Source organism: Amycolatopsis sp. NPDC114505 (assembly GCF_055633615.1).
On sequence record NZ_JBVKDV010000004.1, the window covers coordinates 556621 to 571809 of the forward strand.

At 73.8% G+C, this 15189-nt stretch carries 5 protein-coding genes and 1 pseudogene; 2 read left to right on the top strand and 4 right to left on the bottom strand.

The window, feature by feature from the left end; translation table 11 throughout:
- The first annotated feature begins 18 nt into the window (after nt 1-18).
- Nucleotides 19-1197: a macrolide family glycosyltransferase gene (locus ACZ7OU_RS40490; RefSeq protein WP_470259334.1), complete on the top strand. Its 1179-nt coding sequence runs from the start codon at nt 19-21 to the stop codon at nt 1195-1197.
- Between the two features lie 55 nt (nt 1198-1252).
- On the opposite strand, the gene ACZ7OU_RS40495 is transcribed toward ACZ7OU_RS40490, so the two are convergent.
- The gene (locus ACZ7OU_RS40495) at nt 1253-2086 is read right to left on the bottom strand and encodes an ABC transporter permease (protein ID WP_470246056.1); all 834 of its coding nucleotides are present in this window, start codon (nt 2084-2086) and stop codon (nt 1253-1255) included.
- A 1-nt stretch (nt 2087) separates the two neighbouring features.
- Entirely contained in the window at nt 2088-3059 is a 972-nt protein-coding gene (locus ACZ7OU_RS40500) for an ABC transporter ATP-binding protein (protein ID WP_470259335.1), read from the bottom strand.
- Between the two features lie 271 nt (nt 3060-3330).
- On the opposite strand from ACZ7OU_RS40500, the gene ACZ7OU_RS40505 reads away from it, so the two are divergent.
- The gene (locus ACZ7OU_RS40505; RefSeq protein ID WP_155545855.1) at nt 3331-3546 is read left to right on the top strand and encodes a hypothetical protein; all 216 of its coding nucleotides are present in this window, start codon (nt 3331-3333) and stop codon (nt 3544-3546) included.
- Between the two features lie 74 nt (nt 3547-3620).
- On the opposite strand, the pseudogene ACZ7OU_RS40510 reads toward ACZ7OU_RS40505, so the two are convergent.
- A pseudogene (locus ACZ7OU_RS40510) lies at nt 3621-13874 on the bottom strand (SDR family NAD(P)-dependent oxidoreductase); the annotation flags it as partial.
- Nucleotides 13871-15136 carry a macrolide family glycosyltransferase gene (locus tag ACZ7OU_RS40515; protein WP_470259336.1) on the bottom strand — a complete coding sequence of 422 codons (1266 nt, stop codon included), beginning with the start codon at nt 15134-15136 and terminating at the stop codon, nt 13871-13873. The pseudogene ACZ7OU_RS40510 and the gene ACZ7OU_RS40515, both read right to left, overlap by 4 nt.
- Between the last annotated feature and the right edge of the window lie 53 nt (nt 15137-15189).

The following is a 15189-nucleotide window of genomic DNA, read 5'->3' on the forward strand; positions in this document are numbered from 1 at the left end:
CGGTGCGAGCATGGCCAGGTGACCCGACACGTCGTGCTCTGCACCCTGCCCGGTTACGGGCACGTGACCCCCGTCCTGGACGTCGTCGGCGAGCTGGTCCGGCGGGGCCACCGGGTCACGGTGGCGACAGGCAGCGCCTTCGCCGACCGGATCGCGGCGACCGGCGCCCAGCCGCTCGTTTACCACGGACCGGCCGACGACCCGGGTTCGCACCGCCTGGCGGCCGCGCTGACCGGCGCGTCCAGCTGCCTGGCGCCGCTGGAGCCCGTCCGGAAGCTGCTGGCGGACGACCCGCCCGACGTGCTCGCCTTCGACTCGACCATGTGGATCGCGGGCCGGGTGCTCGCCCACGACGTCGCGTGCCCGACCGTCCAGCTCTCGGCGTGTTTCGCGTCCAACGAGCACTATTCGCTGCCGGCGCACGTGGCCCGCTACCCCGAAAAGTCCACAGTGGACGAAGAGCCCTATGACTTCTTGGCCGACCTGAACGCCCTCCTGGCGGCCGAGGCGCCGGGACAGACGGCGGAACAGTTCCTTGACGACGGACGCGACCACAAGCTCGTCCTGATCCCCCGCGACTTCCAGTACGCGGGCGAGACGTTCGACGCGCGGCACGCGTTCACCGGCCCGTGCTTCGGCCCGCAGCGGCCGCTGACGGGCTGGGAGCCGCCGTCGAACGGGAACCCGGTGCTCCTGGTGTCCCTGGGGACGTCGGCGTTCAACGACCAGCCGGACTTCTTCCGCCAGTGCGCAAGCGCTTTCGCGGACCTGCCGTGGAACCTGGTGATGACCCTGGGTGGCGGCGTGGACCCGGCTTCGCTGGGCGCGTTGCCGCCGAATGTCGAGGCGCGGCCATGGGTTCCGCACCCGGCGGTGCTGCGGCACGCGTCGGCGTTCGTGACGTCGGCGGGTATGGGCAGCGTCATGGAGGCGTTCTACTGCGGGACCCCGTTGGTGCTGGTGCCGATGCACGGCGAGCAGGAGGTCAACACCGAGCGGGTGGTGGAGCTGGGCCTCGGCGTGCGCCTGCCCCGGGAGGACCTGACGCCGGAGTCGATCCGCGACGCGGTCCTCGCAGTGGCGGCCGACGAAGGCATCGGCGCACGCATGCGGGCCATGCGGGACCACACGCACGAAGGCGGCGGCGCGGTCACGGCCGCCGACCGCATCCTCGGCGCGGCAAAAGGTCGTGAGTGAGAAACAGGGTTAGAACACTGTTTCCCACTCACGACCTCTTGCCGCGGGAGACCGCTCAGCCCGAGTCGCGCTTGCCCATCAGGGAGAACGCCACCACCAGCGCCACCGCGACCCACGTCAGCAGCGTGCCGCCGCCGGTCAGCGGACCGAGGTACGTCGCCGAGTCCGTCTTCAGCTGGGCCGTGCTCAGCTGCTCCGCCGCCGACGCCGGGAAGTACGCGAGGATGTCGCGCTGGACCCACGCCGGCAGCAGCGCGCCGAGGATCGCCGGGGCGAAGATGAAGCCGATGGCCGTCGCGATGGCGCCCGCCGCGCTGCGCATCATCACGCCGAACGCCAGCGCCAGCAGCGCGAACGCCGCGAACTCCGCGCCCCAGCCGAGCAGGCTGCGCAGCACGCCCGGGCCGCCGAGGCCCAGCGTCGGGATGGCCGGGTTGATGCCGAGGACCAGCTGGCCGATGAAGAACGCCGCCGCCGCGAACAGCGTGCCGAGCACGAACGCCAGCAGCCCGACGACCACGGCCTTCGAGACCAGGACCCGGCCGCGGTGCGGGGTGATGGCCAGCGTGAGGCGCATCATCCCGGTCGAGTACTCACCGGACACGGCGAGCACGCCGAGCACCGAGATGAGGATCAGGCCGAGGTTCATCCCGACCATGGCGGTACCCGCCGAGTCGAAGTCCGCCGTCTGGCCCGCGGGCAGGTTCTTGTAGTCCTGCTCGGTCAGGAAGCTGAACAGCACGGAGAACCCGACGCTGACCACCGCCGCGGCGATGACGACGAGCCAGGTCGACCGGACCGACCTGAGCTTGGTCCACTCCGCGGCGAGCGTGTTGCCGATGCCGGGCGAGGTCTTCGTTTCCGGCAGCGAAGCCGTTGCGGTCGTCACGTTACTCAGTCCCTTCCGACGCGAGCGCCCGCACCGTCTCGAGCACCTTGTGCTCCTCCGGCGCCGCGCCGTTGTGCGAGCGGTACTGCACGCTGTCCTTGGTCAGATCCATGAACGCGGCCTCGAGGCTCGCGCGGACCGGCGTGAGCTCGTGCAGCCCGAGCCGGCGCTCCAGCGCGAGGTCACCGATCTCCGGCGAGTCCAGGCCGACGACGTTGAGCGAGCCGTCGTCCAGCTTCGTCACCTTGCCGCCCGCCCGCTCCAGGGCTTCGGCGAGCTCGGCGGCCTGCGGCGAGACCACGTGGACGTGGCTGCGCGCGCTGCGCTGGGTGAAGTCGGCGATCGGCATGTCGGCGATGAGCTCGCCGCGGCCGATCACGATGACGTGCGCGGCGGTCTCTTCCATCTCGTTCATCAGGTGGCTGGAGACGAAGACCGTGCGCCCTTCGGCGGCGAGGTCCTGCATCAGCGTCCTGATCCAGTAGATGCCCTCGGGGTCGAGGCCGTTGACCGGCTCGTCGAACAGCAGCGTCGGCGGGTCGCCCAGGAGGGCGGTCGCGATGCCGAGCCGCTGGTACATGCCGAGGGAGAAGTTGCCGACCTTCTTGCCGGCGACCTCGGTGAGACCGACGGTGTCGAGCACCTCGTCCACCCGCTTGCGCGGGATGCCGCCGGCCTGCGCCACCCACTGCAGGTGCCGGTACGCCGTGCGGGCGCCGTGGACGGCCTTCGCGTCGAGCAGCGCCCCGACCTCCCGCATCGGCGCGGGCAGGTCCCGGTAGGCCTTGCCGTTGACCGTGACCGAGCCGCCGCTGGGGGCGTCCAGGCCGAGGATCATCCGCATCGTGGTCGACTTGCCCGCCCCGTTGGGCCCGAGGAAACCGGTCACGACGCCGGGCTTGATGTCGAACGACAGGCCGTTGACGGCCGTCGTGTCCCCGTATCGCTTCGTCAGATCTCGTGCTGTGATCACGCGCCTGCTCCGTATTCGATGCTGTAGTGCTTGAGGACGAGTCAACCCGCTGCCACCGCTGTCGTGCTACTGCACAAGGTGGCTTGTCGCCACAACCAAAGTTGCAACCCCCGTACGGGTGTGATCTTCCCAGTACCCAGGGCGACCGGCAACTCGGGAATGTCAACTTTCGATGGTCCGAAGACGACTTTCGAGGACTCACGACGCTGATCGCCGTGTGCTTGAATCGATGACAAGAAATTTCGTCGTCTACCGTTCCAAGGAGTTTCCCATGGCCAAAGAACAAGGCGGCCGTCCGTTCGTTTCCCTCGTCATGGGGCTGATCCTGGTCGCGGGCGGGGTCGCGATCATCATCAACGCGGGCGAGCACACCATCGGCGTGATCGGCGGCGGCGTCACCATCGTCGTGGGTCTGCTGTTCTTCGTCCGCAGTGCCACGTCGCGGAAAACGACGGCCGCGGGACGGCGTCGATTCTTCATTTCCTGAAAACAGTTCCAGGGGCGCGAAACGGCCGCCCTGGTGTCCCGGTCGGGGGGTCACCAGGGCGGCCGCTCGCCGTTTCAGGCCTCGTCCGGGCCGAGCGCCATCCGCACGAGGTCGTCGACGTCCAGGTCGCCCAGTTCGTCGTCCTCGGGGTCGGCCACGACGGCCGGCTCGCGCCCGCTCAGCTTCAGCAGCGCGTCCAGTAGCCCGGCCTCGCGGAAGCGCGCGACCGGGATCGAAGCCAGCGCCGCGCGGATCTCCCGTTCGTCGTCCGCCTCGCCGGCGTCGTCCGGGAACAGTTCCTCGCCCACGTACCCGGCCAGCGCCGCCGGGGTCGGGTAGTCGAAGATCAGCGTCGCCGGCAAGCGGATCCCGCTCGCCGCGCTGAGCCGGTTGCGCAGCTCCACCGCGGTCAGCGAGTCGAAACCCAGCTCCTTGAACACCCTCAGCGGGTTGACGGCCTCGCCGCCGCCATAGCCCAGCACCGCGCCCACCTGCGCGCAGACCAGGTCCAGCAGCGCCTGCCGCCGGTCCTCGCCGGACGTTCCGGCCAGCCGCTGCCGCAGGTCGGGACCCGCCTGCGGGGACCCGCCGGCCGTCCGGCGCCGCGCGGCGGTCCGGACCACTGCGCGCAGCTGCTCCGGGACGTCCGCCGAGCCCAGCACGCGCGCGTCGACCAGCATCGGCACCAGCACCGCGTCGGGCGCGCCCAGCGCCGCGTCGAACAGCGCCAGGCCCTGGTCCGCGGGCAGCGGCGGCAGCCCGGACCGCGCCATGCGGCGCACGTCGGCGTCGGACAGCGCGGCCGTCATGCCGCCGGTCGGCAGCCACGGGCCCCAGGCCAGCGCCAGCGCGGGCAGTCCCGCCGAACGCCGGTGCCGGGCCAGCCCGTCCAGGAAAGCGTTTGCCGCCGCGTAGTTGCTCTGCCCGGGCGCCCCGAGCACGCCCGCCGCCGACGAGAACAGGACGAACGCGGACAAATCGAGGTCCCGGGTCAGCTCGTCCAGGTTGGCCGCCGCGGCCACCTTGGGCCGCAGCACGGCGTCCAGCCGCTCGGGGGTGAGCGCTTCGACGAGCCCGTCGTCGAGCACCCCGGCCGCGTGCACCACGGCGGTCAGCGGGTGCTCCACCGGCACGTCGGCCAGCAGCTTCGCCAGCGCTTCCCGGTCGGCCGCGTCGCACGCCACGACCGAAGTCTCGGCTCCGAGCGAGGACAGCTCGGCCCGCAGTTCGTCGACGCCCTCGGCCGCCGGACCGCGACGGCTCGCCAGCAGCAGGTGCCGGACGCCGGACTCCGCGAGGTGCCGGGCCAGCAGGCGGCCGAGTCCGCCGGTGCCGCCGGTGATGAGCACGGTGCCGCCGGGGTCGAGCGGCGCGGGCACGGTCAGCACGACCTTGCCGACGTGCTTGGCCTGGCTCACGTGCCGGAACGCCGCGGGCGCGCGCCGGACGTCCCAGGTGGTCACCGGGATCGGGGTCAGCACCCCGGCCTCGAACCACTCCAGCAGCCGGTCGAACAGCTCGCGGATCCGGTCGTACCCGGCTTCGACCAGGTCGAACGCCTGGTAGCGGACGCCCGGGTGGTCCGCCGCGACGCGCTCGGGGTCGCGCACGTCGGTCTTGCCCATCTCCAGGAAACGGCCGCCCCGCGGCAGCAGCCGCAGCGACGCGTCCACGAAGTCGCCGGCGAGCGAGTCGAGCACGACGTCGACGCCGCGCCCGCCGGTCGCCGCGCGGAACTCCGCCTCGAAGTCGAGGGTCCGCGACGACGCGATGTGGTCGTCCGCGAGGCCCGAAGCCCGCAGCGTGTCCCACTTCCCGGCGCTCGCGGTGCCGTACACCTCGGCGCCGAGCTGCCGCGCGAGCTGGACCGCGGCCATGCCGACGCCACCCGCCGCCGCGTGCACCAGCACGCTCTCGCCCGCCCGCAGGTCGCCCAGGTCGGTCAGGGCGTAGAGCGCGGTCAGGAACACCACCGGCACCGAAGCGCCCTGCGCGAACGACATCCCGGCCGGCAGCCGGCAGAGCATCCGCTCGTCGACCTCCGCCACCGGCCCGAACGCGCCGCCGAACATGCCCATCACGCGGTCGCCCGGCGCGAACCGGGTGACGCCGTCTCCCACGGCCGTCACGACCCCGGCGCCCTCCAGCCCCGGTGCGGTGGCCGGGCCCGGGTACATGCCGAGGGTGTTGAGCACGTCCCGGAAGTTCACGCCGGCCGCGCGCACGGAGATCCGCACCGCGCCCGGCGCGACCGGCCCGGCGAACTCGGGGCAGGGCACGACGGTCAGTCCGTCGAGGGTGCCGCGCTCGGCGATGTCGAGCCGCCAGTCGCCGGCCGGGACGGTGAGCGCGTCGGATTCCTTCGCCAGCCGCGCCACCCGCGCCACGCCCGCCCGGACCGCGACCTGGTTCTCCCCCGCCGCCAGCGCGGTGGCGGGCTCGGCCGAGCCGTCGGAGTCCACCAGCACGAACCGGCCGGGGTGCTCCGACTGCGCCGAGCGCACCAGGCCCCAGACCGCCGCGAGGGCGGGATCGGCCGTCCCGTCGCCCTCTTCGGTGACGACGGCGCCGGAGGTCAGCAGCGCGAGCTTCGCCGCGGCGAAGCGGTCTTCGGCGAGCCAGGTCTGGACGAGCGCGAGCGCGTCGTGCGTCGCCTCCCGCACCGGCCGCGTCGCGAAGGGCAGCACGACGACGTCCGGGACCTCGGTGACGTCGGCGAGCGAGTCGACGACCGCCCAGGACGGCCCGGCGAGGTCGCTGTCGTGGACGGGCCAGGTGAGCCGGTACAGCGCGTCCGGCCGGGCCACGAGCTGGTCCGGCGAGAACTCCCGCAGGGCCAGGGACTCCACGGTCGCGACGGCCCGGCCGGCGGAGTCGGCGATCGTGATCGCGAGGGACTCGGCGCCGGTCTTGGTGAGCCGAACCCGCAGGCCACGCGCCCCTTCGGCGTGCAGCGACACCCCGCGCCAGGAGAACGGCAGCCGGCCGTTCGGAGCCGGGGCGAACGGCAGGAACGCCGCCGCGTGCAGGACCGCGTCGAGCAGCGCCGGGTGCAGCCCGAACGCCGACGCGTCCGCGTTCTCGGGGAGCTCGACCTCGGCGTAGACGTCCTCGCCGTGCCGCCAGGCCCGGCGCAGGCCCTGGAAGACCGGCCCGTAGCCGAACCCGCTGTCCGCGAGCCGGTCGTAAAGTCCTTCGGTGTCCACGGTTTCCGCGCCCGGGGGCGGCCACTCGGTGAGGTCGTCGCCGCGCGCCGGGACCGCCGGGGTCAGCACGCCGCTCGCGTGCAGCGTCCACGGGCTGTCGGGGGCCGCGTCCTCGGCGCGCGAGTGGATGGTCAGCGAGCACGCCCCGGACTCGTCCGGCGCGCCGGTGAGGACCTGGAGTGCGACCCCGCCGGTCGCGGGCAGCACCAGCGGCGCCCCGAGCGTCAGTTCCTCGAGCTGCGGGCGGCCGGCGCGGTCGCCCGCGTCGACGGCGAGCTCGACGAACGCCGTCCCGGGGAAGAGCACCGAGCCGCCGATGCCGTGGTCGGCGAGCCAGGGGTGCGTCCGCAGGGAAAGCCGGCCGGTGCCGAGGAACCCGGCGGACCCGGCCAGCTCGGCGGTCGCGCCGAGCAGCGGGTGGGGGCTGGCGGCCAGCCCCGCGGTCGCGACGTCGCCGGAGCGGCCCGCGCCCGCGGGCCAGAACCGGCGGCGCTGGAAGGAGTAGGTCGGCAGCTCGGCCCGCTCGCCGGCCGGGACCAGCGTCGTCCAGTCCGGGGAGAAGCCGTGGACGTGGGCCTCGGCCACGGCGGTCAGCACGGCCTCGACGTCGGGGCGCTTGCGCCGCTGGGTGGCGGTGACGAACACGGGCCGGTCCACGCAGTCCCCGACCATGGCGGCGAGCACGGCGTCCGGCCCCAGCTCCACGAACCGGGTGACGCCCTGGGACGCCAGCCCGCCGACGCCGTCGGCGAACCGGACGGCGTCGCGCACGTGCCGGACCCAGTGCTCGGGTCCGGTGGCGGTGACGAGCCGGCCGGTGAGGTTCGAGACCAGCCCGATCTTCGGGTCCTGGTAGGACAGTCCGGCCGCGACCTCGCGGAACCGCGTGAGCATCGGGTCCATCAGCGGGGAGTGGAAGGCGTGGCTCGTGCGCAGCCGCTTCGTTTCCCGGCCCAGCCGCGTGAAGTGCGCGGCGATGCCGAGGACGTCCTCTTCGACGCCGGACACGACGACCGACGCGGGCCCGTTGACGGCGGCGATCCCGGCCGACGCGGTGAGCAGCGGCCGGACCTCGTCCTCGGTCGCCCGCACGGCCACCATCGCGCCGGTCGCGGGCAGCTCCTGCATGAGCCGGCCGCGCGCGGCGACCAGCGTGCAGGCGTCGCCGAGGCTCAGGACGCCGGCCACGTGGGCGGCCGCGAGCTCACCGATCGAGTGGCCCATGACGAAGTCCGGGGTCAATCCCCACGACTCCAGCAGGCGGAACAGCGCCACCTCGACCGCGAACAGGGCGGGCTGGGCGAAGCGCGTCTGGTCGAGCCGATCGCCACCCTCGGCGATCACCTCGCGCAGCGGCAGGTCGAACCGCGCGCAGGCCGCGTCGAAGGCGTCGGCGAACACCGGGAACTTCTCGCGCAGAGCGAGTCCCATGCCCGCGCGCTGGGCGCCCTGGCCGGTGAAGAGGAACGCCGACCGGCCCTCGTCGGAGACGCGGCCGCGCACGACGCCGGGGCCTTCGCCGCCTTCGGCGAGCAGCCGCAGGTTCGCCACCGCGGTGTCGCGGTCGGGTGCCAGGACGACGGCCCGGTGGTCGAACGCGGTCCGGGCGGCCAGCGCGGAGCCGATGTCGTGCGCCGCCACCGGAAGCACCGCGGCGGCCTGCGCGGTCAACGCCGCTTCGGTGTGGCCGGACAGCGGCCAGAGCAGCGACGGCGTTTCGTCCACAGTGGACGTGACGTGGGCGGGCGCCTGTTCCAGCACGACGTGCGCGTTGGTCCCGCTGAAGCCGAACGCGGACACCGCCGCCCGGCGTGGCCGGTCCACCGAGGGCCAGGCGACCGGCTCGGTGAGCAGCCGGACGTGCCCGGCGGTCCAGTCGACCCGCTCCGAAGGGACGTCGGCGTGCAGCGTCCGCGGCAGCACCTCGTGGTTCAGGGAGAGGACCATCTTGAGCACGCCGGCCACCCCGGCGGCGGCCTGGGTGTGCCCGAGGTTCGACTTGACCGCGCCGAGCCACAGGGGCCGCTCGCGGTCCTGCCCGTAGGTGGCGAGCAGCGCCTGGGCTTCGATCGGGTCGCCGAGCCGCGTGCCGGTGCCGTGCGCCTCGACGGCGTCCACCTCGGACGGCGCCAGCCCGGCGTCGGCGAGGGCGGCGAGGATGACGCGTTGCTGCGAAGGGCCGTTCGGGGCGGTGAGCCCGTTGCTCGAGCCGTCCTGGTTGACCGCCGAGCCGCGCAGCACCGCCAGCACCCGACGGCCGTTGCGCTGCGCGTCGGAAAGCCGTTCCAGCAGCAGGATCCCGGCGCCTTCGGACCAGCCGGTGCCGTCGGCGGCGTCGCCGAAGGCCTTGCAGCGGCCGTCCTCGGCGAGCCCGCGCTGCCGGCTGAACTCCACGAACCCGGCGGGCGTGGACATCACGGTGACCCCGCCGGCCAGCGCCAGCGAGCACTCGCCGGACCGCAGCGACTGCGCCGCGAGGTGCAGCGCGACCAGCGAGGACGAACACGCCGTGTCGACGGTGACCGCCGGGCCTTCGAGCCCGAAGGTGTAGGAGACCCGGCCGGACAGCACGCTCGCCGCGTTGCCGGTGCCGAGGTGCCCGGCGACGTCGTCGGCCGAGTCCCGCAGCAGGGTCGAATAGTCCTGGCCGTTGGTCCCGGCGAAGACACCGGTGCGGCTGCCGCGCAGCGCCGACGGGTCGATCCCGGCGCGCTCGAAGGCCTCCCAGGCGGTCTCCAGCAGCAGCCGCTGCTGCGGGTCCATGGCGACGGCTTCGCGCGGCGAAACCTCGAAGAACTCCGGGTCGAACCCGGCCGCGTCGGCGAGGAAGCCGCCTTCGCGGGTGTAGCAGGTGCCGGGGTGGTCGGGGTCCGGGTGGTAGAGCGTGTCGAGGTCCCAGCCGCGGTCGCCGGGGAACGGCGAGATGACGTCGCGCCCGGCTTCGAGGAGCTCCCACAGCTGCTCGGGCGTGCTGACCCCGCCGGGGAAGCGGCAGCTCATCGCCACGATCGCGATCGGCTCGTCGGCGCTCGTGCGCGTCGACCCGGCGGGGACGAGGTCGGCCGCGCCGAGCAGGTGCTCGGCCAGCGCACGCGGGGTCGGGTGGTCGAAGACGATCGTCGAAGGCAGGGTCAGGCCGGTCTCGCGGCCGAGGGCGTTGCGCAGCTCGACCGCGGTCAGCGAGTCGAAGCCGAGGTCGGCGAACGGCCGGTCCGCGCGCACGGTCGCCGTCGACGCGTGCCCGAGCACGGCGGCCACCTGGGCGCGGACGAGGTCGAGGGCGGCGGGCAGCCCGGTCAGGCCGGCCGGTGTGCCGCCGCGTTTCCCGGTGAGCCCGGCGAGCAGCGGCCGGGTGTGGTCCAGGTCGTCGACGGCGAAGTCGATCGGCACCACCACCGCGTCGGGTCCGGCGATCGCGCGGTCGAACAGGCGCAGCGCGTCGCCGGCGGGCAGCGGCCGGATGCCGCCCTGGCGCATGCGGGCGACGTCGGAGTCGGTCAGCTGCCCGGTCATCCCGCCGTCCGGGACCCAGGGACCCCAGGCCAGCGACACCGCGGGCAGCCCGTTCGCCCGCCGGTGCTCGGCGAGCGCGTCGAGGAAGGTGTTGCCCGCCGCGTAGTTGCCCTGCCCGGCGCCCCCGAGAACCCCGGCGGCGGAGGAGAACAGGACGAACGCGGACAGTCCTTCGGTGAGTTCGTGCAGGTGCCAGGCCGCGTCGAGCTTGGGCCGCAGGACGGCGTCGAGGCGCTCGGGCGTCAGCGAGGAGACGACGCCGTCGTCGAGCACCCCGGCCGCGTGCACCACCGCGCTCAGCGGGCCGATCTCGCCGAGCAGCCCGGCCAGTGCTTCCCGGTCGGCGACGTCGCAGGCGGCCAGCACCACGTCGGCGCCTTCGGCCGCCAGCTCGGCCTGAAGCTCTTGCGCACCAGGCGAATTCGCTCCACGGCGGCTAGCGAGAACGAGCCGGCGGACGTCGTGAGCGCGCACCAGGTGGCGGGCGAGTTCGCCGCCGAGCGAGCCGGCCCCGCCGGTGACGAGCACGGTGCCTTCGAGGCGGCCGACTCCGTCCGAAGTGGACTCGACGAGCCGCGGGACGGTGACTTCGCCGTCGGCGTAGGTGGCTTCCGGCTCTTCGACGGCGAACGCGGCGGGCAGTTCGGCAGCGTCGGCCAGGACGAACCGGCCGGGGTGCTCGGCCTGCGCGGAGCGGACCAGGCCCCGCACCGCGGCACCGGCGAGCCCGCGGGTGACGAAGACGAGCTTGGAGTTCGCATAACGGTCGTCGGTCAGCCAGGTCCGCAGCACTTCCAGGGCTTCCCGCGCCAAGCGGTGGGCGGCTTCGACGACGTCACCCTCGGCCTCGCACCGGAAGTAGACCACCGGCGGGACATCGGAGCCCAAGGCGTGCCAGTCGACGGCCGGGCTGGTGGCGGTCGCCGGGACTCGCTCGACGCGGTACAGGGCACCGGCCGGCTTGACGGCGCGCTGCCCGTCCAGCCAGTAGCGCTCCCGCTGGAAGGCGTACGTCGGCAGGTCGACGACGCGCCCGCCGCGGCCGGCGAACACGGCCGCCCAGTCCGGGGAGAACCCGGCGATGTGCATCCGTCCGACGGCTTCGGTGAAGGTGCGCACCTCGTCCCGGTCCCGGCGCAGCACCGGCACCACGACCGCGTCCGGCACGCAGTCCCCCGCCATCGCGGCGGCCGCACCGCCGGGTCCGGGCGTGACGAACCGGGTCACCCGGTGCTCGGCGAGCCAGCGCATGCCGTCGTGGAACCGGACGGTGGCGCGGACGTGCTCGACCCAGTACGCCGCGGACGCGACGTCCGACGGCTCGCCGGTCACGTTGGACACGACGGGAATCTTCGGCTCCGCATAGGAAACGGTCTCGGCGACCGCACGGAACGCGTCCAGGATCGGGTCCATGTGCGGCGAGTGGAAGGCGTGGCTGACCCGCAGCCGCTTGGACCCGGCGAACCGCGCGGCGATCTCCTCGACGGCGTCGACGTCACCGGAGACGACCACGGACTCGGGCCCGTTGACCGCCGCGAGGGCGACCCGCTCGCCCAGCAGCGGCCGGACCTGCTCCTCGGTGGCGCGCAGGGCGGCCATCGCGCCGGCCTCGGGCACCGACTGCATGAGCCGCGCCCGCGCCGCGACCAGGCGGCACGCGTCGGCCAGCGAGAACACCCCGGCGACGTGCGCCGCGGCCAGCTCGCCGATCGAGTGGCCCATGACGAAGTCCGGGGTCAGGCCCCAGGAGACGAGCAGCCGGTGGAGCGCGACCTCCACGGCGAACAGGGCGGGCTGGGTCACCTCGGTGCGGTCCAGGTCGCCGCCCTCGAAGATCAGCTCGCGCAGCCCGGCGAAGCCCGCGCAGACCTCGTCGAAGGCTTCGGCGAAGACGGGGAAGGCCGCGTACAGCTCGCGGCCCATGCCCGGCTGCTGCGCTCCCTGGCCGGCGAACACGTAAGCCGTCTTGCCCGGGGTGGTTTCGCCGACGGACGCCAGCTCGGCGAGACCCTCCCGCAGTTCCTCGGCGGTCTCCGCCAGCACGACGGCCCGGTGCTCGAACGCCGCCCGTGTGGTGGCCAGCGAATAGGCGATGTCGACCGGCCGGTGTCCGTCCACCTGCGACAGCAACCGGGCCGCCTGCTCACGCAAGGCTTCCGGGCTCTTCGCCGACAACACCGCGGGGACCAGCCCCGCCGGCCCACCTGGCTCAGCGGGTTCGAGGACGGGTGCCTGCTCGATGATCGTGTGCGCGTTGGTGCCGCTCACCCCGAAGGACGAGACCCCGGCGCGGCGCGGCCGCTCACCCGCCGGCCACGCGACGGCCTCCCGCAGCAGCTCGACCTCGCCGGCGTCCCAGTCCACTTTGGACGACGGAACCTCGGCGTGCAGGGTGCGCGGCAGCAGCTCGTTGCGCAGCGCCATGACCATCTTGATCACGCCACCGACCCCGGCCGCGGCCTGGGTGTGCCCGAAGTTCGACTTCGCGGAGCCCAGCCACAGCGGTGCCCCGCCGGCGCGTTCCCGGCCGTACGTCGCCAGCAGCGCCTGCGCCTCGATCGGGTCGCCCAGCGTGGTCCCGGTGCCGTGGCCCTCGACGACGTCGACGTCCGCGGCGCTCAGCCCGGCGTCGGCGAGCGCGGCGCGGATGACGCGCTGCTGCGAAGGCCCGTTCGGCGCGGTGAGCCCGCTGCTCGCGCCGTCGGAGTTGACGGCCGAGCCGCGCACCACCGCGAGCACCGGGTGGCCGTTGCGGCGCGCGTCGGAAAGCCTTTCCAGGAGCAGGAAACCGGCCCCTTCGCCCCAGCCCGTGCCGTCGGCGGCGTCGGCGTAGGAGCGGCACCGGCCGTCCGGGGAAAGGCCGCGCTGCCGGCTGAACCCGATGAACGTCACCGGCGTCGACATCACCGCGACGCCGCCGGCCAGCGCCAGCGAGCAGTCGCCGCGCCGCAGCGCCTGCGCGGCCCAGTGCAGCGCGACGAGCGACGACGAGCACGCCGTGTCGACGGTGACCGCCGGGCCTTCGAGCCCGAAGGTGTAGGCCACCCGGCCGGAGGCGATGCTGGCCGCGCTTCCGTTGCCCACATAGCCTTCGAGGCTCGCGGGCAGGTCGGTCAGGCGCGTGGCGTAGTCGTTGTACATCACCCCGGCGAACACGCCGGTGCTGCTGCCGCGCAGCGACGCCGGGTCGATGCCGCCGCGTTCGAAGGCCTCCCAGGCCGTTTCGAGCAGCAGCCGCTGCTGCGGGTCGATCGTCTGCGCCTCGCGCGGGGAGATGCCGAAGAACTCCGGGTCGAACCGGTCCGCGTCGTGCAGGAAGCCGCCCTGTCGGGTGTAGATCTTCCCGGCGCGCTCCGGGTCGGGGTCGTAGAGCGCGTCGAGGTCCCAGCCGCGGTTGACGGGGAACCCCGAGATCGCGTCGCGGCCCGAGGCCACGACGTCCCAGAGGTCCTCCGGCGAGCGGACGCCGCCCGGGTAGCGGCAGCTCATCGCCACGATCGCGATGGGCTCGTGCTCCCGGTCCTCCGCGTCGCGCAGCCGCTCGCGCGTCCGGTACAGGTCCGCGGTGACCTTCTTGAGGTACCCGCGCAGCTTGTCGTCGTCGCTCATGCCCGCTCTCCATGGGTGGCTCGCACGGCGCGTTCGAGCACGTCCGCCGCCCGTTTCGCGCCCCCGGACGCCGCGATGGCGGCCCGCATCCGGGCGACCTCGGCCGCCACGGCGGCGTCGGCGGCGACGGCCAGGACGGCGTCGCGGACGTCGTCCCCGGTCACGTCGTCGAGCAGCGCCCGGCCCAGGCCCAGCCGCTCGACCTGCCGGGCCGTCACCCGCGCTTCCGGGCGCTGCGGGACGGCGACCACGGGGACGCCGTGGCCGAACGCGTCCATCAGGGAGCCCGTCCCGGCCTGGCAGACGACGACGTCGGTGTGCGGGAGGACCGCGCGGTGGTCGAGCCAGGAGTGCAGCTCGACGTTGTCGGGCATGGCCGCCGCGACGTCGTCGCCGACGTGCCCGGCGGTGGTCATCACGACCCGCCAGCCGGTGCCCGCGAACGCCTGCCCGCAGGCGGTGAAGAACCCCGGGTTGCTGTTGGAGGAGGTGCCCAGCGACACCAGCACGACCGGGACGTCGCCGCCGGGCGCGGCCCAGCTGTCCGCGGCCGCGCCGTCGTCGCCGGTCGGGCCGACGAACACGAACTCGTCGCCGAAGCACTCCGGGCGGGGCTGGAAGGCGCGGGGCACGAACACGAGGTTCGCCACGACGTCCCCGCCGCCGGGCGGGAACTCCGGCGGGGTGTCCAGGCCGGCCCTCGCGAGCAACGCCGTGATGCGCTCGCCGCACGCCGCCAGCACGGGGTGGGCGGGGTCGAGCGGCGGGCCGTCGAGCTCGGTCTCGCTGCCGTTGAGGGGAACCTCGTCGTTGCCGCCGAACCCGGCGAACAGGCGCACGACGCCGCAGCCGGCGCGCCGCGCGACCAAACCGCCGACGTCGGTGCTCAGCACGTCCTGGACCACGAGGTCCACCGGGCGGTCCGCGAACGCCGCCCAGGCGGTGGTGAGCGGGGCGTAGGCCTCGTCGAGGTAGTGCGCGAGGACCTCGGCGAGGTCGTCGGCGGTGTGCACGTCCGGCATCGACTCCGGGAAGGCGGACGGGTAGGGCACCACCGTCGCACCGGTCTCCGCGACCACGCCGGCGAACCGCTCGGCGACCACGTACGACACGTCGTGCCCGCGCGAAAGCAGCTCGCGCACGACGGGCAGCGTCGGCCGGAGGTGACCGAAGCCCGGAAAACCGAAGAAGGCGACATGCCCGCCGGAGACGTCCACGCCGGCCACCCTAGGTCGGCCGGGAGCACCCACCGGGTCGTGCACAGCGAATCCAATGAATCGCCTAGTGTCCCTTCGGCGACGCCGAAAAGACCAGC